The sequence below is a fragment of the Candidatus Omnitrophota bacterium genome (genome assembly GCA_028715965.1).
Taxonomy (GTDB): Bacteria; Omnitrophota; Gorgyraeia; order Tantalellales; family Tantalellaceae; genus JAQUQS01.
In genome coordinates, this window is record JAQUQS010000001.1 from 214,270 (window position 1) to 238,508 (window position 24,239).

Here is a 24,239-nt window from a genome sequence, read left to right on the forward strand (position 1 = left end):
AAACGCTTTTTGTCAATACGATCTCGAAAATATCAGGAAAGAGGTCTTTAGTGGTTCTTGCTGAAGCAATCCCTCATGAACACTTTTACTATACGATCATTGACCATGGAAATGCTGTCATTCTGGCCCATCTCTTTGGAGGTAACGGTGGCCTTGATACGTCTTGACCACAGTTCCTTCCCAGAAGGACCGTCCCATACGGTAAAAACCGCCGTCATGCGCGCGTAGTTCTCGTTAGTTACCATATCCAGGACGATAGGACCTATACCGGCAATATTATCAACCGGGTCCTTGTCGGTCCAGAACATCTCATCTATCGAGCTTTCTATCACGATATCGGCAGATGCCTTGTCTTCAATGACCTTGAAGTTTATGGTCATCCTGGTGGTTAAAGCGTTCTCCAATGTCCTTTTCAGGTTTTTCTCGTCCGCTATACTGGTCGCGGTCAGGTCTTTTATATCATCAACGTATACCTTGACCTGATCTTTTTCGGTCAACACATTATACAAGTTCCCAACCGCCCTTCGCGCCAAAGCTTCTCCGGTCATACATGTAAGCATGAACATGGCAGAAACCGCTATTGCAAAGGACCTCATCATCATATCACCTCCGCTTACGGTTAGGGCTTTTCTCTTCTTTTTTTTCCTTACGTTTTTTCGCCTTCTTCCCAGCGGAACCTGTGGAACCGGAAGTTTTAGCGAACTTCCTGTTATAATCAGTAAGTTTCTTATTTACAAGATAGAATATGCTGCCGCGTGAATATTTACCGTCCTTGTCCTTTTTTCCGGCCGGTTTCCCGGTAAGTATCTCTATCCCCTCCTCTACGGTCGCCACCGCCCAGATATTGAACCTGCCCTTCTTTACGGCGTCCACCACCTCATCTTTCAGCATCAGGTGTTTTACGTTGGATTCCGGGATTATCACACCCGGGCCGTCTTTCAGGCCCTTTAATTTACACACATGGTAGAACCCTTCTATCTTCTCGTTTATCCCTCCGACCGGCTGTATGAAGCCATGCTGGTTCATGGAACCTGTAACGGCTATGCTCTGCTTTATCGGCACTCCCGACAGGGATGACAGGATGCAATACGCCTCGGTACTGGACGCGGAATCCCCGTCCACTCCATCATAATTCTGCTCAAAACATATACTGGCGCTTAACGTAAGCGGTGCATCTTGCGCGAATTTTTCACCCAGGTACCCGCTAAGTATCAACACTCCCTTAGAATGTATGCTCCCGCCCATTTTCACCTGACGCTCTATATCTACCACGCCGGATTTACCCATATATGTACTAACCGTTATCCTGGACGGTTTCCCGAACATATACTCACCCATATCATATACAGCAAGACCGTTCACCTGCCCGACCACGGCTTTTTCGGTATCTATCATGATGATATTACGGTTTATAAGCTCTCCTATCTTCTCCTCTATAAGGTTGGAACGATACACTTTCTCATGGATCGCCTTCTCAACATGATGTGAATCCACGCATTTTGCGCCATCTTTTCCCGCCCAGTAATCGGCCTCTCTCAATATGTCCGCTATATCCAGGAACCTGGCGCTCAATTTTTCCTGGTCGCTGGTAAGTCTTGAACCATATTCGACTATCCTGGCTACCGCTTTCCTGTCAAAAGATCTTAGCCCCTCTTCTTCGCACCGCACCTTGATAAAAGCGGCGTATTTGTTTATCTTCTCGGCATCTCGCCCCATTTGCACGTCAAAATCCGCCTTGACCTTGAACATCTTCCTGAAATCCTCGTCGAACATGTACAAAAGCTGATATAGCCTGGAAGAGCCTATCATTATTATCTTAATGTCACATGGTATGGGTTTGGGTTTAAGGCTGGTAGTACTTATCAGGCGGAACTGCTCGTTTATGTCCTCGACCTTTATCTCGCTGTTCCTGATAACACGCTTTAGCGCGTCCCACGCCATGAAACTCGTGAGCACATCCATCGCCTGGAGTATCAAATATCCACCGTTAGCCTTATGCAGGGCCCCGGGAGCTATCATGGTAAAATCCGTTGTCATGGAACCGAACTGGGAAACATATTCTATTCGTCCCAGCAGGTTATAATAATTGGGGTTCGCCTCCAGTATCACCGGCGCCCCTTTCGAATGCCGGTGATCCACGAGCAGATTGACATCATATTGCTGGAAAACGTTCTTCTTGGACTGGCTCTTCCCCGGCACCCCCCCGAAAATCTGGAACTGGGAATCCTGTTCCTCTTCCTTGAAAATATCGATATGTTTTACGATATCCTCCTGTACATGGTTGAGATATTCGGTTATGTCCTCGAATTCACGATACTTGAACCTTAACTCATCCATCACGTGTTTCACGGCAAAAAGCGCGACCTCTCTCTCCAGGTCCTTTATCTGGCTCTTCGCCGCTTTTTCCATGGTCCTCACTTCGGCAAGCACCTGTTCAATCTTTATATGCAGCTCGTTCTTTTTCTTGTCGATCTTCTCTTTTTTCTTGTCCGTAAGCTGTTCAAACTCTTCGGTGCTCATCGCCCTTTCGCCCACCCGCGGGACCAGAATGACCCCGGTGGCGGATTGTTTCAACACGAATCCCTCCTCATAGGCGCCATTCTCTATCTCCTCGATCGTGGTATCCCGCCGCTTTTTATACTCCTTAAGGAGTTCCTGCTTCCGTGTCTCATAGTCTTCGCTCTCAAAAGCGCGCGGTATCTCCACTTTCAGCTCATCCACAAGTTCTTCCATGTCTTTCTTGAAGATTATCCCACGTCCCGCGGGCAATCGTATGGCTATCGGCTCATACTCGTTTATAAAATTATATATATATATCCAGTCATCCGGCGGGGCCTGTTTACCCGCTATATCGTTGACCGCTTTCTTTACAAGCGTATTCCGTCCTGTCCCGGTGGCTCCACAAACAAATATATTGTACCCTTTGGACCTTATATTAAGCCCGAAGTCCACCGAGTTAACCCCTCTCTCCTGGTGTACCGGCTCATGTTCAAAATCAAAATCTTCCGTGCTTTTGAACGGGAACTCGGACGGGTCACACATCTTCTTAAGGTCGCTCGACTTGAGTTTTCTCATGCCATTCTCTCCTTCATATGTTCTTTGGCCTGGCGGCGAATTCAATTAAAGTTTCATAAAAAAATCGAAGAACGGGTCCTCGGACCTTTTTGACATCTTTTTGTACCTGTAGCTCATGAGTGTTATGGTCACACCGGCAAAGATCAGGAGCAACGCCACAATAAGCGAAAGCAATGGAGGGTACAATGCTATCAATACGCCGCTCACCAGTATCAATATCCCTAATGCCATATCGCCCCTTCCCGGAATAAGTATATTCCATAAGTTAAAAATATCTTATTTTGCCGCCTATTACAAGTATACCCAAAGTTATTAAGTATGGAAGTGATATCTCAGGCCGGGAACATATTGAACGCGGCCACCCACAGCGGGATGGTCACCAGCGAAAGAACATGGGTATAGAACACGGTACCTGAAAGGAATTCGTTATCCGCGCCCGTAAAACTCCCTATGGCCACAAGGGACACCGCGGACGGCATCATACTTTCCAGGAGCAGAAAGAACTTCATGTCCCGCGGGAACCCGACCAGCATAAGTACCGGGAAGATGACAGCGGGCACTACCAACAGTTTGACCAGGCTGGCTACCAGCATTACCCGCTTCCTCTTCGGGGCAAACACCTTATAACGACACAGATAGAACCCCAAAAGGAGCATAGCTACAGGATATGACGCGGCCCCCAGCTTGAGAAGAGGATCGGCCACGATATCCGGGACCGCCCCCTTGCCGACCACCGCTACCCATATAAGAGAGAGGACCGTAGCCATCACTGGCGGGTTGAGTATGTTATGTATTTTTACTTTTCCGCCATTACCTCCGGAGAGGAAGACCGGTATCACGGACCATATTATGAGGTTGAACCCCTGTATGAACAGGAACGTGTATATAAGCAGTTTTTCCGACATCATGCCGGCAAAAGAGAATGTGATAAGGGTTATCGGGAGGTACCCGCAGTTCTGGAACCCGGTAACACATACGAATTCTCTCCACGGGACGCCCTTGCCCATGAACAATAGCGTTATCCTGCCTGAGACCATGCCCACGAAGCAGAACACTACGGACACCAAAGGAAATATCCACCACAGGGGGTATTCGGCAAAACTAAAATGAGATGTGGTCTTTGATATTATAAGCGCCGGAAAGAATATCCATATGAGGAGCAGGCTCATCCTGTCGGTGAAATTATCATCCACCAGCTTGAAAAAATACATGGCGTAACCCGTAAAAGCCAGCAGGAATATCTTGGTTATAGTGGACGCTACTACGCCAAATGAGATATCAAATTCCATCTAAAATTCACCTGTACTTGCGCTGTTAAGAACCGGGCTTACCTAGTAGCCGGAACATCTTCTTTTTGTAGGCCTCCACCCCGGGCTGATCGAAGGGGTTAACACCCAGCATATATCCGGAGACCGCTACCGCCTTTTCAAAAAAATAGAATAGTTGTCCGAGATAATAAGCGTTCTTTTCCGGCATGGCGATAGTAAGATTAGGTACGCCGCCTTCAAAATGCGCTTCGGCCGTGGCTTCATACGCTTTCCTGTTTATGAAACCCAGGTCCCTGCCTTCGAGATAATTCAGGCCGTCCAGGTCCTCATCGTCATGTGGTATGGCACATCCCGTGTTTTCCGTCTCTACGGTCAGGAATGTTTCGAAAATATTACGCTCCCCCTCTTGTATAAGCTGTCCCATTGAATGCAGATCAGTGGAGAAGTCACACGCGGCCGGGAATATACCGTGGCCGGACTTGCCCTCACTTTCGCCAAAAAGCTGCTTCCACCACTCCGAGACATAATGCAGATATGTATGGAAGGACGAAAGTATCTCTATTTTTTTTTCTCTGTCATAAAGCACTTTACGTATAACGGCATACCGGTAACTAAGGTTCCTGTCAATATCACATGTAGAGGTAATATCCGCCATGTCCGCGGCACCCTTGATCATTTTGCTGATATCTATCCCGGCGAAAGCCATGGGTAGAAGTCCTACCGGGGTCAGGACCGAGAACCTTCCGCCGACATCGTCCGGAATAACGAATGTCTTATACCCTTCTCTATCCGCCAGTTTCTTGAGAGCCCCTCTGGCCGAATCCGTGGTGCATACCACCCTGTCCCTCAGGCCTGAATGCCCGTATTTCTTCCGCAGGGCCTCCTGCAGGCACCTGAAGGCTATAGCGGGCTCTGTAGTGGTCCCGGATTTGGATATGACATTAATGGACACTTCCGCGTTCTCGAGCCTCTCCAGTATTTTCAGCAGATGTTCGCCCGAGATATTGTTCCCCGCGAACATGACGTTCTTCCATACACTGGATGGGGATAAAGCCCCGATAGCAGCCCTTGCCCCCAGATACGATCCACCTATACCAACGACGACCATTACACTGGAGATCTTTTTCAGCGCGCTCGCGGTCGTGACTATATCTTCAACAAGACATTCGGGAGTGTTTTTCGGCAGGTCCATCCACCCCAGGAAACCGTTCCCTGGACCGTTACGGCCCTCAAGCATTGAATGGGCTCTATCAAGAAGAGGGACGACTTTTTCCATGTCTTTCCCGGAAACCGCTCCTTCCAGAAAATGAGTATCAAGCACGAGCGTTCTTTCCATTATTCCCTCCTACCCGGAATGAAAGTTATTCTCCTTCTTTAAGCCTCCTGAACACATTATAGAACCCGGATAGCTTTGCCTCAAAATGAAGCGGTTGCACCGTATCTGAGTTCGTCACCTTAACGCGTTTAAGCTCATAGACATCCTCATTGGCCGTTGAAAGCCCCCGGTTGGTGGTGCAGGCACCTTTATACCCGGCCTTTTTCACCATGTCCTTTATGCCATCATTGAACCCGCCGGTCGGATAACAGAAGAAGTCAACCTCCCGCCCTGTCATCCTCTGGATATCGTCCTTAGCCCCATAGATCTCCTCTTTTAACTTAGCGTTATCCTTTATCGAGGGTAGATACACATTGTTGCGCGTATGCGCCCCGAAAGAGATATCGTTCCTCATCATGAGCCTTATCTGTTCCCAGGTCAAATAGCCTTCCCGTTTGTCCACATATCCGCTTATCATGAAAATAGTGGCTGGCATACCATATTGCGACAGGACCGGAAAAGCATATAGATAATTATCCTCGAAACCATCATCGAACGTGACCACTACCGTCCTGGGGACATATCTCTCCCCCTTGTTTATGTGTGCCACGAGATCCTTCAGGGATATTACGCTGTATCCTTTATCGCGAAGATACTGCATCTGTCTCGCGAAATTCTTAGGCGTCACGTTAAGGGTGCTGGCCTTATCCTTGCTCACAGAATGGTACATAAGTATCGGCGTGGTCCTACGGGGAGACATGTAGGCGAAATAGAATATCACGGCCAAAATAGCCGTAAAGACCGGTATAGCCACGAGAACTTTAGTTATTTTACGCATAAACCCCTCTTCTCGCGTCACGCGAATGTGAACATATCATGATATGCTTATAGCGTTGACCGGGCATTGTTCCGCGGCCCGTCCAGCGATATCCAGCATATCATCCTGAACATCCTCCACTAAAGCTACGGCCTTATCCCCTTCCATGCGAAAGACCTCCGGGGATATCCCGACACACAACCCGCAACCTATGCATATATCGTGATCGACCTTTGCCTTCATACCTTATCCTCTTTGTTCATTCTATCAGAAGCCCCTTACACTGTCCACGCATTACAACACCCCGCTACAGGTCCCATACCGACCAACTGCCCCCGCCAAGGGAAACTATCGTGACACATGCCCCGAAAAGAACAGCCCTGTATTCAAGGAGATTGCTCTGGAGAAAAACACCATATCCCAGGTCTATTTTCCAGAATTGGACCACCACTATGATAAGCAGCAATGTCGCCGCATAACGGGAAAAAATACCGAAAACCAGGAACATACCGGCGATGAGCTCAATGCCGCCCCACACCACGGCCACCATATACGCCTGCGAAAGCCCCAATCCCTCCACAAGTTTTACCGTGCCTTCCAATCCGACACCATCGAACATGCCAAAAAGTTTCTGCGCGCCGTGATAAAAGAAGATCACGCCCACTACCGATCTTAATACGAATAATGAAAAATTCAATAATGTCTCTTTTTTCATGAAAACCTCTCATATGTTATATCTTATAATTTTATTCCAAATCACACGAAAAGCAAATTCTTTAATGCGTGACCAATGCAGCAGATCCGGCAGAACAGTTGTCTTATATACATATGTCGATATTCCCGCATATGCTTATCAATATACTGTTCGATAGCGCCTGCCATATATGCGGCGCGCGCCTTTACCAGGAAAAGGACCCCGTGTGCTCAAAATGCCTTGCCACGCTCAACTCGTCCGCCTTCTTGCCGCCATTACACACACAACACACAGAATATGTATTGTCACGTTTTGCCTATAGGGGCATATCCGCTAAATATGTAAAACTCTTCAAGTACCACATTGGCCAAAAAATGACCGGGTCAATGAGGTCTTGCATCCGGGGATCAGCCATTCTTAAGGAACTTATGAGGATACACCCGGATATCATCGTAAGCGTCCCCCCCAGCCCGATAAAACGCCTGAAAGGCGTCTTCGACCCCGTTAGCTGCTTTTCAGGGATAGTATCCGACCTTTTGGGTGTTCCTGTAGCAGCCCATGCCCTGGTAAAAAAACGAATGACCGCGCATCAGACACGGTTAGGAAGATCTCGCAGGATCTCGAACCTTTACGGTGCCTTCTCCGTTATTGATAAAAACCTGATAGACAGTAAGAGAATATTGCTTGTTGACGACGTTATAACCACTGGCACCACTATGGATACATGCGCCAGTGAGCTTTTGAAACATGGGGCCTTATCCATTCACGGGTTCACACTTGCCCGGGCCGGACATTATTGATCAACTACGCTTGTTTATCATATAGATACCGAACAGGGCAAAAATGATATTACTCGCCCATGCGGCCACGGGGGGAGAAAGAGCGCCTCCCTTACCCAACGCCAGGGATACGGCCATCAGGGGCAGAGAGAGCATGGCCACGGCTATCCCACGCGCCATGCCTATAAGCGCGCTGGACCTGCCTGTGTCTATACTGAAAGGCACTCCCACTAGTACTGTTATCATGGCCATGAACGGAAAAGAAAGTTTATAATTGAGGTCTACGCGGAGCCGTCTCAGGGTAAGGGACCCTTTATGGGTAAAAGCCTTTATGTAACTCTTGAGCTTAGCGTACCCCATGAACCTCGGATCCCATTGATTTACCACAAAGTCCTTTGGGGATTCCTCAATGGGCAGTTTCCTTATTTTCTGCACTCTGGGATTACCTATGAAATTCCCGTCCGGTCCCACTTCGAACGATACAACGTCCTCCCCAAGCCAGTATCCTTCGCTGCGCCATCTTACCACGCGGGCGCTTATCTTCTCGGTTATGTTCTGGTCATTGTCCTGCCTGTGTATTATGACATTATTGAACATCTTTGATGCCGGGTAAAAGGCCTCGGCGTATATTATCTGGTCGCCCCTTCCATAAACAGCTATATTCTCTATTTTATTCTTCTCCCTTTTCGCGTCAGAACTTTCAAGCTCCTCTTTCCTTATTATATTCGCTTTCTGCATATTGGACGGTACGAACCGGTCATTCACTATGAACGTTGCTATGCAGACTACGAATGTTACCGCGACCACCGGCCTGACCATCCTCCATAGGCTTATGCCGCTGGTTATGACAGCTGTCACCTCGTGGTTCTTGCTTAACGTATTGAAGACATACACAGAGGAGAGAAGGGCCGCGAATGGCACCATATTCACGAAAGCGAAAGGCGCTAGATAAAAATAGAAAGCAAGTATGCTTCCGAGCGGGATGTTATGCTTGAAAATGTCGTCTATGAACCCCAGTATATCCCCTATTATGCCGAGTATTATCAACAGGAGTATACAGAACATGAAAGCGCTGAGGAAACTTTTGATTATGTATTTTTCTATTATACGCATTGATCGTCCCGCGCCTTAGCGTGTAGATATCTTGTAGAACAAAACTATCCCCAGGGAAGCCAGGATTATATCGGATGACCAGACTCCCGCCCACGGAGGTATTATGCCTCTTATGGCCAGCGCTATTCCGCTAAGCATGATGCTCCAGTATACCAGAAAAAGACCTATGGCCAGCCCAAAACCTATGAATTTCTCCCGCCTATGCGTAGTTATGGCCAGCGGCATGCCCACTATGACAAAAACAAGATTAGAGAAGGCAAGCGCTATCTTCTTGTGCATCTCTATACGCAACGGGATCACGTCTATGGAATCCCTTTCAAGGGTATTGATCTCATCCTTCAGCTCTTTGATGCTCTTTTCTCGTGATTTCTTCTGTATATCATCCGGATCCGTCACATCACCCAGATTCAATGTCATGTAATAATCCTTGAAGGATATTTTATAGAACTCATCGGGATTATTAGCGGATATTTCGTCCGCCGTACCGTCTGAAAGCCACAATTTTACACTGCCCTGTTCAGGCATCGATATGACCTTCCCCCTCTTAGCTATTATGGTCCTGGTCGGCTTATCTTTCTGCGGCTGGTATATCCTTATGTTCCTAAGCGTGTCCCCTTCCACTTCATGTATGAAAATTATGTAATCCTGGAAACCTTTGACAAAGACTCCGGGTTCCAACATGGCCGTGGGGTGTTTTATCCCTATGGTCTTGAGGAGCTTTCTCGCCTCGAATTCCGCCTGCGGCAACATCTTATCATTAAGGGGCATGCTCATGAGGCTGATAATGAACCCGCATATCACCACGGGGATCACTACCTTGTAGAGATTTACCCCGCTAGTCCTCAGGGTAGTGATCTCGTTATCGCCTGAAAGCCTGCCAAACCCCAGAAGGACTGCGGACAGTACCGATATCGGTATGGTAAAAATAAGCACATATGGTAGGAAATAGAGGAATACCCTGGCCACCTGGGACGCTTCTACCCCCTTGTTCATGACCATATCCACGGTCTGAACGATGTTACCCGCCGCAAGTATCACGGTAGATATGAATAGCGACGCTATGAACGGGCCGCCGAGCTCTCTTAACGTGTATCTTGTTATTATCCTCATATTATACCGGGTATGTCCCGAAGTATCCGTCGTCACGCCCCTTCAGCGTACCATCATATTGAAAGCATCCTGGTAAGTGTATACAGATAAGAATTGCGTTCCATATCGGTGTCCCTGTCAAAACAGGCTTTTTCATACGGAATAAGCTTCAGCTTGTTGCCCTGTATACCTACCATTTTGCCCGTATGTCCTTTGATAAGCGCTTCTACCGCAAAAGCTCCCATCTCCGAGGCCAGGACCCTGTCCGGAGCGTTCGGGGACCCTCCACGCTGGACATGACCTAGAGTTATCCCCCGGGTCTCGTAACCTGTCGCTTTTTTGATCTTTTTAGAGATGGTCTGGGCATCCGAGTACCCTTCTGAAACGACTATGATCCAGCTCCTCTTTCCCTTTTTCTCGGCTTTTCTGATATCAGCGGCTATCTGCTTGATCGTGACCTTGCTCCCCGGGTATAGGACCTCCTCCGCCCCGCCTGCCAAGCCGGCCATAACGGCAATATACGGTTCCCGCCTCCCCATGACCTCCACCACGAAAATACGTTCCATACTCGTCACGGTATCCCTTATCTTGTCGATCGCGTCCAGAACGGTATCCACGGATGTATGTGCCCCTATCGTATAATCCGTGTGCCCCAGGTCATTATCAATAGTACCTGGAAGACCTATACTGCGTATTTTCCATTTTTCCTGGAGAACAAGCGCTCCCTGCAAGGACCCGTTCCCGCCATTGATAACAAGTGCGTCTATGCCATTATCCTGGATGACCTTTACCGCCTTCGCCTGGCCTTTCCCGGTCATGAATTCCTTTGAACGTGACGTTTTTAATATAGTACCTCCCAGGCCAAGGATATTACTTACGCTGCGGGAATTCATCTGCATGAGCTCTCCGCTCATAAGCCCCTCGTACCCCCTCATTATCCCGACCACTTCAAGGCCTTCATAAACGGCTTTACGCACGACACTGCGGGTCGCCGCGTTCATGCCAGGGGAATCCCCCCCTGAAGTAAGTACCCCGATCTTTTTTATCTTGCCCCGCATATTTCTATCCTCCTTAAAAGGCGAAAGGACCTCCGCTTATGGTCAATATCTGTAATGATCCGGCTTGTACGGTCCGGCCTCAGGGACACCGATATACTCTGCCTGTGATCTCGTGAGCCTGGTAAGCTTGACCCCTATCCTGTCCAGGTGAAGCCTTGCGACCTCTTCATCAAGGTGTTTCGGCAGACGATATACTTCTTTACGGTACTTATCCCGATTGTTCCACAATTCTATCTGCGCCAGCACTTGGTTAGTAAAAGAGTTCGACATGACAAAGGACGGGTGCCCCATAGCGCACCCGAGGTTCACAAGGCGTCCTTCCGCGAGAAGGAAGATCTCTTTCCCGTCCGGAAAGATATATTTATCAACTTGCGGCTTAATGTTCACCTTCTTGATAGCCGGGTATTTCTCCAGTTTATCGACCTGTATCTCATTGTCAAAATGCCCTATATTACATATTATGGCCTGGTCTTTCATTCTCTTCATATGCTCAATGGTTATTACGTCCTTGTTGCCCGTAGCCGTGACATAAATATCCGCTTGCCCGAGCGTGTCCTCGACCGTAGCGACCTCAAAACCTTCCATAGCGGCCTGCAACGCGCAGATAGGGTCGATCTCCGTAACTATGACCCTCGCGCCAAAAGCCTTCAGGGAGTGGCTTGAACCTTTCCCGACATCACCATACCCGCATACAACGGCCACTTTCCCGGCGACCATGACATCCATGGCCCTTTTGAGCCCATCACCCAGGGATTCACGGCATCCGTACAGATTATCGAATTTTGATTTGGTCACCGAGTCGTTCACGTTCATGGCCGGCACCAGGAGTTCCCCTTTTTCCATCATCTGATAAAGCCGGTGTACACCGGTGGTCGTTTCTTCCGACACACCCTTCCATTCACTGGTCATAGCCGTCCATTTGCCAGGCGTAGCTTTGAGGGATCTTTTCAATGCCTTGTAAAGCTCCACCTCGTCCGCCCCGTGGGCCTCTCTATCCAGTACGGAGGCGTCTTCTTCCGCCCTTTTCCCCAGATGTAACATCAACGTAGCGTCCCCCCCGTCATCCACAATAAGCTGGGGACCTTTCCCCCCGGGAAAAGTAAGCGCCTGTTCCGTACACCACCAGTATTCCTCCAGCGTCTCCCCCTTCCAGGCAAAAACGGGGACACCCGACGCGGCTATCGCCGCTGCGGCATGGTCCTGTGTAGAAAAGATATTGCAACTTGCCCAGCGCACATCCGCCCCAAGCGCGGTAAGGGTTTCTATAAGGACCGCTGTCTGTATGGTCATATGCAGCGAACCACTTATCCTCACCCCGGCAAGAGGACGTTCTTTTGAGTATTTTTCACGTACCGCCATAAGGCCCGGCATCTCATGCTGCGCTATCTCTATCTCTTTCCTGCCGAACCCGGCAAGCCCCATGTCCTTCACTTTGTTATCCGGCATCGCTCTCCCCTCTATATATCGCTACTTAGCCGCTTTTTTTACCGCGCCCGCCATATCCGTCTCTTCCCATGTAAAGCCTTGCTCTTTTCGCCCAAAATGTCCATAAGCGGCGGTCTTCAGGTATATAGGACGGCGCAACTTCAGTTTTTCGATTATCCCTCCCGGAGTAAGGTCAAAGGTCTTACGTACGATCTTCACGATCTCTTCCTCCGATATCTTTCCCGTACCGAACGTGTTCACCATCACACTGACAGGCTCCGCTACCCCTATGGCATAAGCGAACTGTATCTCGCATTTACCCGCTATCCCGGAGGCCACGATATTCTTGGCCACGTATCTGGCCATATAAGACGCCGACCTGTCGACCTTTGACGGGTCCTTGCCGCTGAAAGCGCCACCACCATGGCTTCCAACACCACCATAAGTATCTACTATTATCTTCCTGCCGGTCACACCTGTATCCCCATGCGGACCGCCGACCTCAAACCTGCCTGTCGGGTTTATGAATATCTTGGTGTTCTTATCCATAAGTTTCGCCGGGACCACGCGCTTTATCACAAGCTCCTTCATGTCACGGTGTATCTTGCTCATCTTGGTCTTTTCATCATGATGCGCGCTTACCACTATGGCTTCTATCCTTTTTGGTTTCCCGTCGTGGTATTCCACGGTTACCTGGCTCTTTCCGTCCGGCCTCAGATAATCCACAAGTTTTTCCTTCCGTATCTTGGAAAGCTGCCTGGTAAGCTCATGGGCCAGGGTTATCGGCATGGGCATCAGCTCTTTCGTCTCATCGGTGGCATAACCGAACATCATACCCTGGTCACCCGCGCCTCCGACATCCACACCCATGGCGATATCGGGGGACTGCTCCTGTATGGACGTTATTACCCCACTTGTAAGATAATCAAAGCCATAGTTCGCGTTGGTATATCCTATATCTTTTATCGTCTGCCTCACTATCCTGGGGATATCAACATAACTTGACGTCGTTATCTCTCCCGCGACCACGGTAAGCCCGGTAGTGACCATAGTCTCACACGCGACCCTGCCCGATGGGTCCTCCTTCATTATGCTGTCAAGTATGGCATCGGATATCTGATCGCATACTTTATCTGGATGTCCCTCGGTAACGCTTTCAGAAGTAAAAAGATATTTGCTGCTCTTCATGTCGTGATCTCTCCTTTTTTATAGTTACGCCGCTCCTCCGCGGGCCTATTCGCCCGACAGCTCCCTCTGCCGGTACTCAATATCAGCTTTCTCAAGTGAATTCTTATCGCCTATATCATACCATCCTTCAGTAAAAACAAAACCATAAACCTCATCCTTTTCGGAGACCCATTTCACGAAATTACCAGGGGCGTCTTTTACCAGACCCGTACCCATATACTCCTCGAGCATAGGCAGCTTATCCTTGGGAAAATAATATATACCCGTAGAAGCCAGGGTACTCTTCGGAGAGGCCGGTTTTTCCTCAAAGGCCACCACTTTACTCTCTCCGTCGAGGGACACTATCCCGTACCTTTGCGCCATTTTCAAGTCTTTTACGTCAAAAAGCGCTACACAAAGTTTTTTCTTCTCGCGGGCGAAAGATATGAAATCATGTATCGCGAATTCGAAAAGATTGTCCCCGGCCACTATGACCACGTCCTCATCAGGCTTCTGCCCGCTCACAACGAGGTTTATGTCGCCAATAGCCCCCAGCCTATCCTCATTGCTTTTCGTCATGTCATCTATTACGGTGATCTTAACCGAGAAATTGCGGCCGGCCACCCATTGGTTCACCATACTATGGAATTTATCGTTGGTCACGATATATATCTCATCGCAACCATGCATGCTCTCCATTTTACGTAAAAGCCTTTCAAGTATGGTCTTTCCTCCGACCTTCACCAGGGGTTTGGGCCTGTCAAGCGTCAAGGGGTACAACCTCGTACCGTACCCGGCAGCCAGTATTAATCCTTTCATCGCGTCCCTTTCGTCATATGTTATACATCAATCCTTATCTTCCTGTCCGATCTCCTCTTGTCCGGCAGAAAAACCTATGGCCATTTCCGGCACGAACTCCCGGAGTTTTTTTTGCGCGAATTCGGCGACTTCCTTACCGGTCTGGAACGTAAGGGCTTTATCCGCCAGTTCCTTCATGTCCTTATAAGAAACTGACCTCACGATCTTTTTTATCTCCGGTACCGCGATAGGCGATGTGCTGAACTCATCGAGCCCCATCCCCAGAAGTACCATTGTAAGACTTATATCACCCGCCATTTCGCCGCACATCCCTACCTCTATGTTCTCTTTATGTCCGTTATCGATTATGGTCTTGATCAAGCTGAGAACAGCCGGATGTGAAGGCTCATATAAATACGCTATTTTTTCGTTAACTCGATCGACAGCCAGCGAATATTGTATCAGGTCATTGGTACCTATGCTAAAGAAATCCACTTCTTTTGCCAACGCGTCACTTGTTATCGCCGCGGAAGGCACCTCTATCATGGCTCCTACGGGCATGTTCTCGTTGAATTTTACGCCTTCCTTCCGAAGCTCACGTTTTACCTCTTCCAATACTTCATTCGCCTGCCGTAACTCCATCACTCCGGATATCATGGGATACATGAGCTTAAGGTTACCGAAAACAGAAGCACGTAATATGGCCCTTAACTGGCTCTTGAAAATATCCGGCCGCGCAAGGCAGAACCGTATGGCCCTCCACCCAAGGAAAGGGTTCATCTCTTTCGGCACATCCAGTTGTGAAAGGAATTTATCCCCGCCCAGGTCCAGCGTACGTACTATCACATAACTCGGCTTCATCCTCATGACCACGGATTTATATGCCCGGAATTGTTCCTCCTCCGTCGGTATGTCCATGCGGTTCATATAAAAATACTCTGTCCTATATAGTCCTATGCCCTCGGCTCCATGGGAAATGACGCTCGAGACATCATCCGGAAGCTCGATATTGCCGGCGATCTTCACTTTTCTGCCGTCGGACGTTTCGCTGGGAAGGGACTTAAGTTCTATCAAGTCCCTCTCCATTGTCTCATATTTCTCTTTTTCCACCTCGTACTTATCTATGAACCTTTTTGTGGGGTTCACTATAACAACGCCACGAAGCCCATCAAGTATCACGATATCGCCGGTCTTGACCTTATCCGTAACCGTCTCCAGCCCGACCACAGCCGGTATTTCCAGGGATTTCGCCATAATAGCCGTATGCGACGTGCGACCACCTATATCGGTAGCGAAGCCCGCTATATTCCCTTTATGCATCATAGCGGTATCTGAAGGAGAAAGGTCGTAAGATATTATTATGGTCCCTTTTGCCAACTCGCCCAAGTCCCTTGTCTCTGCCCCGATCAGGTTCCTCAAGATACGCTTTCCCACATCGGTTATATCGCTTATCCTATCACGCAGATATTCATCCCTGGCTTCCGAAAGCACGCTCACATACCTGTCCAATACTTCATAGAATACCATTTCAATGTTATTTTTCTTTTTCTTGAGCTGGGCTATGACCTCCTGGACAAGTACACTATCCTCGAGCACGAGGAGATGGGCACTGAATATCCTGCCATGCTCGATACCCATTTCCCGGGATATCTTCTTTTCAATAGCAAGGATCTCATTCCTCGTCTTCTTAAGCGCTTCTCTGAATTTCTCGATCTCACCGGGAATATCCTTTTCCGTTATGACCTTTTTTACCGGCGATACATCCTCGGTACCGATCACATAGGCCTTGCCTATGGCGAATCCCGCGGCGGCAGGTATCCCCTTAAGCTGCAATTGCATCTTTTTAGGCGCAACGCTCTTTCTTTTTCCCGATTCCCGTTTCATCATACCACCCATCACTGTTCTGGTTCCATGTCCCCGGTTAGAAGATCGGATAATTCCTTTACGGCAGATTCCGCGTCCTTCCCTTTGGCGATTATGGTTATTTTTGACCCCTTTTCCGCGGCAAGCATAAGTATACCCATAATAGACTTACCGTTGACTTCCTGGTCTTCTTTTATAATAACGATATCGCTCTCAAACTTGTTGGCGACCTGCACGAACAATGCCGCGGGCCTGGCGTGAAGGCCCGTTCTGTTCTTGATCACTATTTCTCCCCTGGCTTCCATATCACCCCAATGTAACAGTTATGTTCATCTCGTCCAACTTGGTCCCCGCCGCGACATCGGAACATACGAATACCGATAATCCCTGATAGGTCTTTTTCAAGCCGGATTCCGTTTCGTTCACCGAATATATCGGACAAATAAAAACATGATGTTTCTTCTCAAAGAAAATATCCACCGCAAGACCGGAATACATATCAGATACGGACAGTTGCTCCGCGTGAAAAGACCTTGTCCTGGAAGCATATCTTTTATCAAAGACCATAAAGTTGAATTCCAGAGCATATCTCATGGCCAAGTCCTTGTCAGACCGTTCTTTTATCGTATGGATGAAATTTATGGCCGGTCCGGCGCCTATGCGTACCTTCTTGACGACATCCAGGTCCACGACCTCACCCTTGCCCAGGAAGACCTTATCCCGCCGGCGCATCTTATGCGTAACGAACTCATCCGAGACATACAGGGTCGAATCGTATGGCTTTTTCAAGAACCCCCCGTGGCTCTGGGCATTTTTTATCATATCTTCCCATGGATCCGTACCGGTAAAGATATGCGTAAGAAAACACCCCTTCTGGTACCGGTCATAAAAGAGGAGCTTTTTCAGCCCCCTGTCACATACTCCGAGAACATCGTGTATATCGGTCATATCCCCGCTCATTGCCGCTTTTCTCGCCTGTTTTATCCGGCCGGTGTATTTCCTGTCAAGTTTCTTATGATAGTCCTCCCTGGACCTGGATAGCGTATTGGTCACGTTCATATGGAGCGGCCTGTAGTCTATCTCGCTTATCATACCGCCGCTATCGGGCGTGGAATATATATCCAACAACCTGTTCCCTATTGACACTTCCTTATAACCGGTATCGCTGTCTTGTTCTATCGACCATATACGTCTATCCTTGCGCTTGAGTATGCCATCGATTATGTTCTGCGCCTTGATAAGATGCTCATAAACCCCATCCCTGAGATGTGGTAAATAGACCCCGCCGAAAGTCCCGTGCCAATACGTACATCCGGTCTGAGCCTTAAAAAGTTCTTTTTTGGCCAACTCGACCTCATTATTATACGAAGTATCCGTATCGCCTTTTTCGATCCCATATATCGCGTCGCTTACGGACAACATCCTGTTGTACATATGAGCGACCTCCGGGTATTTTCCCAGAAAATTACGGAACCCGCCGTTACTCCACTGCATCATTTCCGCATAACTGGCCTCCGGGATGCCTTCTACCACATTGGGAGCCACTTCCCTCGCGGCTTCCGAATAAGTGGATGTGCTGAGCCACCCGGAATTCTCCGAAAGCATCTCGAAAAAATCTCTCAACCATCCCTTTCCATAGACCCATTTGTGTGTATGCGGCCAGGCCCCGAACTTCTCACAATCATCCGCGAAAAAGAAACAAGTTTCCTCCGATAAACTCGAAGTTGTCTTGTCCTTGATGTATCTCAGCGTAGCCTCCGGCGGCAGGAAAGGCATGGAATATCTTAACTTGGCAAGTGAGGGGAAAAGCAGCATATCCCCATTCTCACCTTTTATGCTACAGGGCTTGTACAGATGCCCTTCGGGCAGACCCGCCTTTATGAAATGGTTGTCATCGACTATGGTATATGTCATGCCCGCGCCGGCCAATGTATCCGCCAGGGCCGGTTCCCATACACGTTCCGCTATCCAGGCCCCTACCGGTCTGTGCCCTGTCGTCCTTTCCAGAAGATCGCTGTTCAACCTAAGCTGTGACACCCGGTCCCGTTCAGGGAGAAGCGTCATTATGGGTTCAAAATATCCTCCGCCTATAAGCTCAATCTGCCCGCTCCCCTGTAACTTTTTGAGCGTATCCACATACTCGGGATGTTTACGTACAAGCCACTCGAACAGGTTCCCGGAAAAATGAAATGATGCCTTGATACCGGGGTGCTCTTCTAGTTCCCGGACAAAAGGCAAATATGCCAGCCCATAAGCCTTGTCGAACTCGGATTCAAAATTGAATACCGGTTGATGACAATGCAGGGCCATTACCAATCTGGCTTTATCACCCATTTTATTTTTTCCTGCTCTCGTTCACTATGTTCATTATGACATCACTCAGTTTATCAGGGTCATGGCGAACGAACTCCTTCATGCCGGCGATGTGCGCCTTGACCAGGTCTATTTTTTCCCGCGCGAGCCACCCTTCATCCTTTTCGTCGAGCTTGACCGGGAACTTGTTCTCCGTCTCATACTTTTCGTATAGTCCTCGAGGAATAATGGACACGTTCGCGATACAATGGTTCACGATACCTTCTCCTGTATGCCTGATGATCGCCCTTACATGATCGCTCACGGAATAATCATCCGTCTCGCCAGGCTCTGTCATCACGTTACATATATATACTTTGATCGCGTTGGCTTTTAATATTTCCGCCTTTATCCCTTCTATCAACAGGTTAGGCATAACACTCGTATAAAGACTTCCAGGCCCGAGCACTATGCAATCCGCCTGTCTTATAGCTTCAACCGATTCTTTTGTAGCCTTGCAATCCGGAGGGAGCAGGGACAACCTGTCTATAGGGCTACCCGCGTCATCCCGTATTTTGCACTCTCCTATCGTTTCTTTCCCGTCCTTACGCCGCGCCACCAATCTTACTATCTGTAGCGTAGCGGGAACAACATTCCCCTTTATCGCCAGCACTTTGCTCGATTCACGTATGGCTTTAGTGAAATCCCCAGTTACCTGGGAAAGCGCGGTTATGAAGAGATTACCGAAACTATGCCCTTCCAGCCCCCGGCCTTCCGTGAACCTGAACTGGAAAAGAGCCCTCAGCAGGTCCCCTGAATCGGATAAGGCGACAAGGCAGTTACGAATATCCCCCGGAGGCAGTACCCCGAACTCTTCCCTGAGCCTGCCGGACGATCCTCCATCATCCGCTACTGTCACTATAGCCGTCAGATTACTGGTCTTTTGCTTCAACCCCGTAAGCAACGTGGAAAGACCTGTGCCCCCCCCGACAACCACTATTTTGGGTCCCTTTTCAAGTATCCTTCTCGCGTATACCCTGTCCACCAGGGCGTCATCTTCTTTTATCGCGCCGGGTACAAGCACCGCCATGAACGACTTAAGTATACGCTTAACGGCCAATATCACGCAAAGTATACCGAAAATTATTACAAGGCCGGCCAATGCCTTACTGTCCGGATCGCTCTCTCTTTCAAAGATCGCTATCACGAACCCCATAGATATCATAAGAATGCCGAAAACAGAAAGGAATATCCATCTTTTTATCAGCATTCCCGGATATAACCATTTTAATCTTTTAAAAACCATGTCGGTTCCATTTAGCAACGAGGGGCATTTGGTCTCCCGCTCGCCACTAGTTATATCTTTTTTTGCTCTTCTTCTTTGATTATCTTATATATTTCCTGAGGGCTCTTTGCGCCACGCAGTCTTTCCCGTACGAATCTATCGTCCAGTAATCTTGATATCTTGGCCAAAGCTTTTAAATGAGGACCGGGCGTTTCACCTGGTGCGATGAGTAGAAAAAAGATGTAAGTGGGATCTCCGTCCAGAGACTTGAAATCTACGCCTTCGGCGGAGATGCCGAAAGCTGAGATCATTTTTTTAACATTGGGGCATTTTGCATGGGGTATGGCAACACCCTTTCCTATGCCTGTCGAACCCAGGGCTTCCCTCTCCTGAAGGCGCTTGAGTATCTCTTTTTTTTCCGGTTTCTTGATCTCCCCGGATACGACAAGAAGTTCGACCATCTCTTCCAATACTTCCTCCTTGGTCTTAGCCTGAAGCGCCGAAGAGACCGAACCCTTATTTAAAAAATCCACAATATTCATAATACCCCTCTGCTATTTGCCTTATTATGTTGAACTTAATAAATAATTTAAAAGAACGCATGTATGGGCACATATTATTCGTTTTGAGAGACCTGAGATCGATTTTTCGGGTGAAAAAATGGAGCGGGTGATCGGACTCGAACCGACGACAATCACGTTGGCAACGTGATGCTCTACCAACTGAGCTACACCCGCCCGCATCTCAAACACGCATATGAATACGTTTTTAGATGGTACCCGCACAAGGACTCGAACCTTGGACCCACTGATTAAGAGTCAGTTGCTCTACCAGCTGAGCTATGCGGGCACCGTTTTTTTTCGGACCGTATTATAGCACACCCGGCAAATCATTGGCAAGCGTATTCTATATTTAAATATAATATTCATACACTTAGCACAGTAATGATCTAGAGACTGTGGGTTTTTATGAAATCCACTATCTCTCCCATATTGCCTTCGGCCATGGAGATACATGTATCGGCACACCCGTAATATAAACGTAATTTCCCTCCGGGCATAAGAACGGCCGAACTGGGGAATACCACATTGGGCACATCCCCGACCCGCTCATACGTTTCGGTCGGGGCCAGCAGGTAATCTTTGGTCCTATATAACACCTTCCACGGCTTATCCTTGTCCAGTATGGCGCCTCCGGCGTAGTAAAGGTACCCGTTACAGCTTGTCCATACCCCGTGATATATCAAAAGCCACCCGTCGTCTATCTCTATAGGCGCGGGTCCCGGTCCGATCTTGGTGGACTGCCAGCTACTGGTTACCGTACTGAACACAAAACGATGTTTTCCCCAGTACACAAGATCGGGACTTTCACTGTAGAACATGTCGCCGAACGGCGTATGACCACGATCACTTGGCCTGTGCAAAATAGCGTATTTCCCGTTTATTTTACGCGGGAATATGACACAGTTCCGGTTGGCCGGATATGTGATGTTCTCCATTTGCTCGAATCTCTTGAAATCCTTTGTGGTAGCAAGCCCTATGCATGGTCCATGCGGGGAATCGATACACCATGTGAAATAATATGTGTCATCAATGCGGGTAAGCCTGGGATCATATGTCCGCGCCTGTATAGGGACCTCCGGGTCCCTGCTCTCCATTTTCAATATATCGGGGTCTATTTCCCATTTTATTCCGTCTTTGCTCTTTCCGACATGCATAGTGAAATTGAAATCCACTTCGTCCACCCTGAAAATACCGGCATATCCATCTTCGAATGGTACAATAGCGCTATTATGTATGCTGTTCGCCCTGGGAACGGCACTGGCTGTTATTATCGGATTACCCTTGAATCTTTTTAAGACCTTTTCATTCGCCATAAATCACTCCTTAGTATTTTGCACGCTTATCCCCCGCGTATCGTATCGAAAAACTTCTTGAAATTATATCATGAAAAAGTTTTTTTTCAATCGCAACTTTCCGCCTCTTCAGTGCCCGTATCTGGCTGCTATGGGCATTCTTCTCCCGGTACCGAATGCTTTTGTGGTCACTTTTAGCCCGGGTGGAGCTTGTTTCCTCTTATACTCGTTCTTCCTTACCGCCTCGATCACCCACTTGACCGTCCCCGGGTCATATCCTTTTTCCGCTATTTCGCTGGCAGGATATCCCTCTTCCAGGTACAAAGCCAATATATCGTCAAGCACACCATACTCGGGCAAGGTGTCCTGATCCGTCTGCCCGGGTTTCAGCTCGGCGGAAGGCACTCTTTCAATTATCTCCCTGGGGATCACCTCGCCGGCCCTATTGATCTGGGCGGCAAGTCCATATACCATCGTCTTAGGGACATCTGATATTACAGCTAAGCCTCCGGCCATATCCCCGTAAAGAGTACAATATCCTACAGCCATCTCGCTCTTGTTGCCGGTCGTCAATAAAAGCCATCCATATCTATTGGAGAAAGCCATCAGTATATTGCCCCGTATCCTTGCCTGTATGTTCTGCATATACACTTCGACATCTTCCGTCCCCAGCCTATCGATCTCCTTATCCAGCAAACAGATATAATCGTTATAGATATCTTTTATCGGAATGATCCGGAGGTCAATGCCTAGATTTTCCGCGAGTTTCCGCGAATATGCCTCGCTTTCGGGAGATGAATACCCGGAAGGCATGGTCACTGCCGTAACATTACTACTGCCTATCGCTTCCGCGGCCAACGCGCATGTAACCGCCGAATCAATACCTCCGGAAAGCCCTATTACGGCCTTTTGGAAACCACATTTGCGCATATAATCCCTTATCCCGAGCACCAGCGCGTTCTTTACGGCTAGCATCTTGTCTTGAGGGATATATCGGATAATTCTTTTTTCTGTTCCCGTGTCTATGGTAAGGACTTTTTCCTCGAATGCCGGAAGGACCTCTGCCGGCACCCCGTCGCTGCCGAAGAACATGCTCCTTCCATCGAAGACCAGCTCGTCATTCCCTCCTACCTGGTTCACGAACACGAACGGGATACCATTATTCCTGGCATGCGCGCTGATTATATCGCATCGCGCCTTTTCCTTGCCGTCGCAAAACGGCGAAGCGGATATATTTACGATCATCGTCGCGCCTTTTTTTGCCAGCTCAGCGACAGGATCATCCGTATATCTTTTTCCACTCCACGCGCCAGGGATGTTCCACATATCTTCGCATATGGTCACACCTATCCGCTCCCCCTTGAACTCGATAACGTCGGGATCCCCGGAGGTATCGAAATACCGTCTCTCATCGAATACATCATATACCGGAAGTAATCTTTTATTGGCTACGCCAATGACCTTACCCGCGCAAACGAATACCGCGGAATTGTAGAGCCCGTTAAGTCCTCCATCCTTGTTCTCCGTGGGAGCCCCTACGATCATACCCGTAGTCGGATATCCCGCCGATATCTCGAATATCTGGGCTAAAGCCCGCTTTATCCTTCCCCTGAAAGATCTTTTTTCCAAGAGGTCCCTGGGGGGGTACCCGCAAATAAAAAGCTCTGGAAAAACCACAAGATCGGTCTCATTAGCGTATTTGGCCATCACGCCCCGGATGCTCTCCACCGAAGAGTCAACATCCCCTACCGTAGGGTTAAGCTGGGCCATTGTTATCCGCATTATTAATCCTCCATGAACTTTTAATACCTTTGATTATATTATTTTACAGCTTAACCGTTTTTTTACCATAGTTATTTGAATATATGTTTCTTTCTTTACTTTTGGCCCTTATACTGGTATTTTAATTTCCATATTATGTATATTGGCTGCATATGAGTTACACAATAAATAAACGCGCCTGTAGCTCAGTTGGATAGAGCAACTGGCTTCGAACCAGTAGGTCGCAGGTTCGAGTCCTGCCGGGCGCGCCATTTAATGTAAAAGGCTCCGTTAAAAACGGAGCCTTTTACATTATGGCCGGTTGAGGACAAGCTGCTTTAAGCGGCGAGTCGCGCACCTTGCGAAGGCAAGGTGTGATGCCGCGCAGAGCGTTAAATGGTCCGACGAGAAGAAGGACCATAGCCCGAGCGGCCTGCCGGGCGTGACTGAGGGGACGGCGATCCCCGATGAAATGCCGTAGGCCCAGAAAGGCTACGGCCCCCATTTAAACCGAAAACCCTGCCGATAAGGCGGGGTTTTTGGTTTTATGGCCGGTTGAGGACAAGCTGCTTTAAGCGGCGAGTC

Annotated in this window: 22 protein-coding genes and 3 tRNA genes; 2 read left to right on the top strand and 23 right to left on the bottom strand. The window is 48.5% G+C overall.

Going from position 1 to position 24,239, the window contains the following annotated elements; genetic code table 11:
- Window positions 1–47 precede the first annotated feature (47 nt).
- From PHH49_01050 to PHH49_01085, 8 genes are all read right to left on the bottom strand, one after another.
- Entirely contained in the window at window positions 48–602 is a 555-nt protein-coding gene (locus PHH49_01050) for a hypothetical protein (protein MDD5487540.1), read from the bottom strand.
- Window position 603: 1 nt separating this feature from the next.
- Window positions 604–3,075: an AAA family ATPase gene (locus PHH49_01055; GenBank protein ID MDD5487541.1), complete on the bottom strand. Its 2,472-nt coding sequence runs from the start codon at window positions 3,073–3,075 to the stop codon at window positions 604–606.
- Window positions 3,076–3,120: 45 nt separating this feature from the next.
- The gene (locus PHH49_01060) at window positions 3,121–3,306 is read right to left on the bottom strand and encodes a hypothetical protein (protein ID MDD5487542.1); all 186 of its coding nucleotides are present in this window, start codon (window positions 3,304–3,306) and stop codon (window positions 3,121–3,123) included.
- Between the two features lie 101 nt (window positions 3,307–3,407).
- Window positions 3,408–4,364, bottom strand: a complete 957-nt coding sequence (locus PHH49_01065) for an AEC family transporter (protein ID MDD5487543.1) — start codon at window positions 4,362–4,364, stop codon at window positions 3,408–3,410.
- 25 nt (window positions 4,365–4,389) lie between these two features.
- Entirely contained in the window at window positions 4,390–5,679 is a 1,290-nt protein-coding gene (locus PHH49_01070) for a glucose-6-phosphate isomerase (protein MDD5487544.1), read from the bottom strand.
- Between the two features lie 25 nt (window positions 5,680–5,704).
- Entirely contained in the window at window positions 5,705–6,496 is a 792-nt protein-coding gene (locus PHH49_01075; protein MDD5487545.1) for a polysaccharide deacetylase family protein, read from the bottom strand.
- Between the two features lie 36 nt (window positions 6,497–6,532).
- Window positions 6,533–6,718: a ferredoxin gene (locus tag PHH49_01080; GenBank protein MDD5487546.1), complete on the bottom strand. Its 186-nt coding sequence runs from the start codon at window positions 6,716–6,718 to the stop codon at window positions 6,533–6,535.
- Window positions 6,719–6,782: 64 nt separating this feature from the next.
- A complete protein-coding gene (locus tag PHH49_01085) occupies window positions 6,783–7,190 on the bottom strand; it encodes a DoxX family protein (GenBank protein ID MDD5487547.1) in 408 nt (135 codons plus the stop codon).
- Between the two features lie 113 nt (window positions 7,191–7,303).
- Here PHH49_01085 and PHH49_01090 point away from each other — a divergent pair, with 113 nt between their 5' ends.
- On the top strand, window positions 7,304–7,969 hold the full coding sequence (locus tag PHH49_01090) for a phosphoribosyltransferase family protein (protein MDD5487548.1): 666 nt from the start codon (window positions 7,304–7,306) through the stop codon (window positions 7,967–7,969).
- On the opposite strand, the gene PHH49_01095 is transcribed toward PHH49_01090, so the two are convergent.
- The 15 genes from PHH49_01095 to PHH49_01165 all read right to left on the bottom strand — a co-directional run bounded on the left by PHH49_01095 (window position 7,970) and on the right by PHH49_01165 (window position 23,675).
- Window positions 7,970–9,061 (bottom strand): LptF/LptG family permease, encoded by a 1,092-nt coding sequence (locus tag PHH49_01095; GenBank protein MDD5487549.1) that lies wholly within the window; start codon window positions 9,059–9,061, stop codon window positions 7,970–7,972.
- Window positions 9,062–9,076: 15 nt separating this feature from the next.
- Entirely contained in the window at window positions 9,077–10,171 is a 1,095-nt protein-coding gene (locus tag PHH49_01100; protein MDD5487550.1) for an LptF/LptG family permease, read from the bottom strand.
- A gap of 53 nt (window positions 10,172–10,224) precedes the next feature.
- Window positions 10,225–11,208: a 6-phosphofructokinase gene (gene pfkA, locus PHH49_01105; GenBank protein MDD5487551.1), complete on the bottom strand. Its 984-nt coding sequence runs from the start codon at window positions 11,206–11,208 to the stop codon at window positions 10,225–10,227.
- A 42-nt stretch (window positions 11,209–11,250) separates the two neighbouring features.
- The gene (ahcY, locus tag PHH49_01110; GenBank protein MDD5487552.1) at window positions 11,251–12,654 is read right to left on the bottom strand and encodes an adenosylhomocysteinase; all 1,404 of its coding nucleotides are present in this window, start codon (window positions 12,652–12,654) and stop codon (window positions 11,251–11,253) included.
- A 21-nt stretch (window positions 12,655–12,675) separates the two neighbouring features.
- Window positions 12,676–13,821 carry a methionine adenosyltransferase gene (gene metK, locus PHH49_01115; GenBank protein MDD5487553.1) on the bottom strand — a complete coding sequence of 382 codons (1,146 nt, stop codon included), beginning with the start codon at window positions 13,819–13,821 and terminating at the stop codon, window positions 12,676–12,678.
- Window positions 13,822–13,866: 45 nt separating this feature from the next.
- On the bottom strand, window positions 13,867–14,619 hold the full coding sequence (locus PHH49_01120) for a nucleotidyltransferase family protein (GenBank protein MDD5487554.1): 753 nt from the start codon (window positions 14,617–14,619) through the stop codon (window positions 13,867–13,869).
- A gap of 27 nt (window positions 14,620–14,646) precedes the next feature.
- The gene (ptsP, locus tag PHH49_01125; GenBank protein ID MDD5487555.1) at window positions 14,647–16,485 is read right to left on the bottom strand and encodes a phosphoenolpyruvate--protein phosphotransferase; all 1,839 of its coding nucleotides are present in this window, start codon (window positions 16,483–16,485) and stop codon (window positions 14,647–14,649) included.
- A gap of 8 nt (window positions 16,486–16,493) precedes the next feature.
- Complete coding sequence (locus tag PHH49_01130) at window positions 16,494–16,766, bottom strand: HPr family phosphocarrier protein (GenBank protein ID MDD5487556.1); 273 nt, start codon at window positions 16,764–16,766, stop codon at window positions 16,494–16,496.
- 1 nt (window position 16,767) lies between these two features.
- Complete coding sequence (locus PHH49_01135) at window positions 16,768–18,795, bottom strand: DUF1926 domain-containing protein (protein ID MDD5487557.1); 2,028 nt, start codon at window positions 18,793–18,795, stop codon at window positions 16,768–16,770.
- 1 nt (window position 18,796) lies between these two features.
- A complete protein-coding gene (locus PHH49_01140; GenBank protein ID MDD5487558.1) occupies window positions 18,797–20,023 on the bottom strand; it encodes a YvcK family protein in 1,227 nt (408 codons plus the stop codon).
- A gap of 86 nt (window positions 20,024–20,109) precedes the next feature.
- Window positions 20,110–20,580 carry a PTS sugar transporter subunit IIA gene (locus tag PHH49_01145; protein ID MDD5487559.1) on the bottom strand — a complete coding sequence of 157 codons (471 nt, stop codon included), beginning with the start codon at window positions 20,578–20,580 and terminating at the stop codon, window positions 20,110–20,112.
- A gap of 119 nt (window positions 20,581–20,699) precedes the next feature.
- Window positions 20,700–20,775, bottom strand: a tRNA-Gly gene (locus tag PHH49_01150).
- Window positions 20,776–20,811: 36 nt separating this feature from the next.
- Window positions 20,812–20,887, bottom strand: a tRNA-Lys gene (locus PHH49_01155).
- Window positions 20,888–20,987: 100 nt separating this feature from the next.
- Complete coding sequence (locus PHH49_01160; GenBank protein MDD5487560.1) at window positions 20,988–21,914, bottom strand: glycoside hydrolase family 130 protein; 927 nt, start codon at window positions 21,912–21,914, stop codon at window positions 20,988–20,990.
- Between the two features lie 108 nt (window positions 21,915–22,022).
- A complete protein-coding gene (locus tag PHH49_01165; GenBank protein ID MDD5487561.1) occupies window positions 22,023–23,675 on the bottom strand; it encodes an NAD+ synthase in 1,653 nt (550 codons plus the stop codon).
- A 174-nt stretch (window positions 23,676–23,849) separates the two neighbouring features.
- Here PHH49_01165 and PHH49_01170 point away from each other — a divergent pair.
- Window positions 23,850–23,926 (top strand) — tRNA-Arg (locus PHH49_01170).
- Window positions 23,927–24,239: the final 313 nt, after the last annotated feature.